General features: G+C 76.9%; 2 protein-coding genes. Both read left to right on the top strand.

Annotated elements, in window-relative coordinates; genetic code table 11:
• The coding region (locus AC5LUJ_RS01425; protein WP_493464348.1) for an SDR family oxidoreductase at window positions 1–910 on the top strand (910 nt) is incomplete at its 5' end.
• A 1-nt stretch (window position 911) separates the two neighbouring features.
• On the top strand, window positions 912–2,791 hold a 1,880-nt coding region (locus tag AC5LUJ_RS01420), incomplete at its 3' end, for a heparinase II/III domain-containing protein (RefSeq protein ID WP_493464347.1).

Below are 2,791 nucleotides of genomic sequence, written 5' to 3'. Positions count from 1 at the left end.
CCGACGTCACCGGGCGGCGAGGACGCGCATGAGGCTGCTGGTGACCGGCGGAACGGGATTCCTCGGACGCCGGGTGGTCGCGGGCGCGCTCCGGGACGGCCACCACGTCATCGGGCTCGCCCGCGGCGCGGCGGCCGCCCAGGCCCTGGAACGCGCGGGCGCGCAGGCCGTCGCGGGCGATCTCGACGACCCCGCCTCGGTGGACGCCGCGTTCCAGGCCGCCAAGGGCGACGTCCTGGTCAACATCGCCTCCCTCGGCTTCGGGCACGCGGACGTGATCGTCTCGGCGGCCGAGGCGTCCGGGCCGCATCGGGCGCTCTTCATCTCCACGGCCGCGATCTTCACAACGCTCCCGGCCGCGACAAAGCGGATCCGGACGGACGCCGAGAAAACGATCACCAGCAGTGGCCTCGACTGGACGATCCTGCGCCCCACCATGATCTACGGAGGCCCGGACGACCGGAACATGGCGCGGCTGCTGGCCGCGCTGCGCCGCTGCCCGCTGCTGCCCCTGCCCGGTGGCGGCAGGCGCCTGCAGCAGCCCGTCCACGTCGACGATCTCGCCGCCGCCGTGCTGGCGGCGGTCCGGTCGGACGCCTGCGCCGGCCGCGCCTACAACCTCGCCGGGCCGGAGGCACTGACCTTCCGGACGATCGTGGCGGAGGCCGCCGACGCGGTCGGGCGCCGGGCCGTCACCGTCCCGTTCCCGCTGCGCGCCACGCTCGCCGCGGCCCGCGGGTACGAACGGCTGGCGGCCCGCCCGCGGCTGCGCGCCGAGCAGATCGCCCGGCTCGCCGAGGACAAGGCGTTCCCGATCACCGACGCGGCCGCCGACCTCGGCTTCGCGCCACGGCCGTTCGCGCGGGGCATCCGGGACGAGGCGGCGCTGCTGGCCGAGGGGCGCCGCTGACATGGCGGAGCCGCTTGACGTGACCGGCCCATGCCCGCCGGCGGGCCACGGGATCGCGGCTGTGGCCCGCGCCGCCGGCTGGCCGGCGCCGGCCGCACGGTACGCGCGGACCGTGCGGCACCTGCGGCCACAACAGGTCACCGCCCGGGTGCGCCTGCGCGGCCAGCGGGCCTTCACCCGGCGTTTCCCCGGGACGACCGACCGGCTGCTGCGGCTGGCCGCCCCGGAGATCGGCTGCTGGCCGTCCGCCTTCGTACCGTTCGACGGCCGCTGCGCCGCGTCCTGGCCGGACGTGGCCGAACTGCTCGACGGGACGCTGACCCTGCTCGGCCACCCCCGCCGGCTGCGCGCCCCGGGCGGCGGCCCGGCCGAACTCGACTGGGCGCAGGCCGGCGCGCCGCTGCTGTGGCGCTACCACCTGCACTACTGGGACTGGGCCTGGACGCTGACAGCGCACGGTGACCGCGACGAGGCCCGGGCTGCCTTCGCCCGGCTGTACACGTCCTGGCGGGCCGCCACGATGATCGACAGCAGCCGGGGCGCCGCGGCGCTCGACGGCGGCCAGGCCGTTACGCGCCGCGGCCGCGGTCGTGGCCGCGGGCCAGTGCCGCCGGGCGCCGGCACCGCGTGGGCGCCCTATGTCGCGTCCCTGCGCGCGTGGACGCTGTGCGGGCTGTTCGAGCCGCTCGCGCGGGGCGGCGCGGCCGAGGCGGCCGTGCGCGCCGACCTCGGCCGGCACGCGGCCTTCCTGCGGCCGCACCTGGAGACCGACGTCGGCGGCAACCATCTGGTCAAGAACCTCAAGGCCCTGATCGGGCTGGCGGTGGCCGCCGGCGACACCGCGGGCCGCCGGCGGTGGGTCGAGAGGCTGCGCGGCGAGGCCCGCCGGCAGGTGCTGGCCGACGGTGGTCACTACGAGCGGGCGCCCGCCTACCACTGCCAGGTGCTCGCCGACCTCGACGACGTGGTCGGCCTGCTCGCGGCGAGCGGCGCGGCGGTGCCGGACGACCTGCCGGCCGCGATCACCCGGATGCGCGACTGGCTACGTAAGATAATCGGCCCGGACGGGACGGTGCCGCTGCTGAACGACGGCTACCCGGTCCCCGCCGACGCGGTGGAGCACCTGCTGTCCGGCGACCTGCCCGGCGGCCACGAGCCCGTCAGCGGCGGACCCGCCGGACCAGGCTGCGCGAACCCGGAGACCACCGGACCGAGAACCGCGGGACCAGGACCAGCAGGACTGACAGGACCAAGCAAAGCAGGAGAACCAGCGGGGCCGGGAACGGCGGGACCGGGAACGGCGGGACCGGGACCTGGCCGGCAGCGGACGGCCCGCGACAGCGGTGACGCCTGGCCCGACGCCCTCCCACCTCCTGGCGTCCTCCCGCCTGACGGCATCTCGTCCGCCGGTGCCTGGACCGGGTCACGGCTGCTCGCCGACAGCGGTCTCGCCGTGCTGTGGGCGGGCGGCTTCCACCTCGTCGCCGATGTCGGGCCGGCCTGCCCGGACACGCTGCCCGCGCACGCCCACGCCGACACCCTCGCGTTCCTGCTCTGGTACGACGGCGTCCCCCTGATCGTCGACACCGCGACCTCGACCTACGACCCGGGAGCCGTCCGCGACCACGAACGCTCGAGCGCGGCGCACGCGAGCCTGGTCGTCGACGGAGCCGACTCGACCGAGGTCTGGGGCGCCTTCCGCGCCGGCCGCCGCGCCCGCCCGACGATCGTCCGGCTGGCGCTGGACGGCGACACGGCGGTCCTCACCGCGTCCCACGACGGCTACCGGCACCTGCCCGGACGCCCGGCGCACGAGCGCACCTTCACCGTCCGGCCGGAGCGGGTGACGCTCACCGACCGGGTGACGCGCACCGGGCGGGC

The organism is Protofrankia sp. CiP1_Cm_nod3 (genome assembly GCF_982290655.1).
This window is presented reverse-complemented; position numbering and strand designations above follow the sequence as displayed.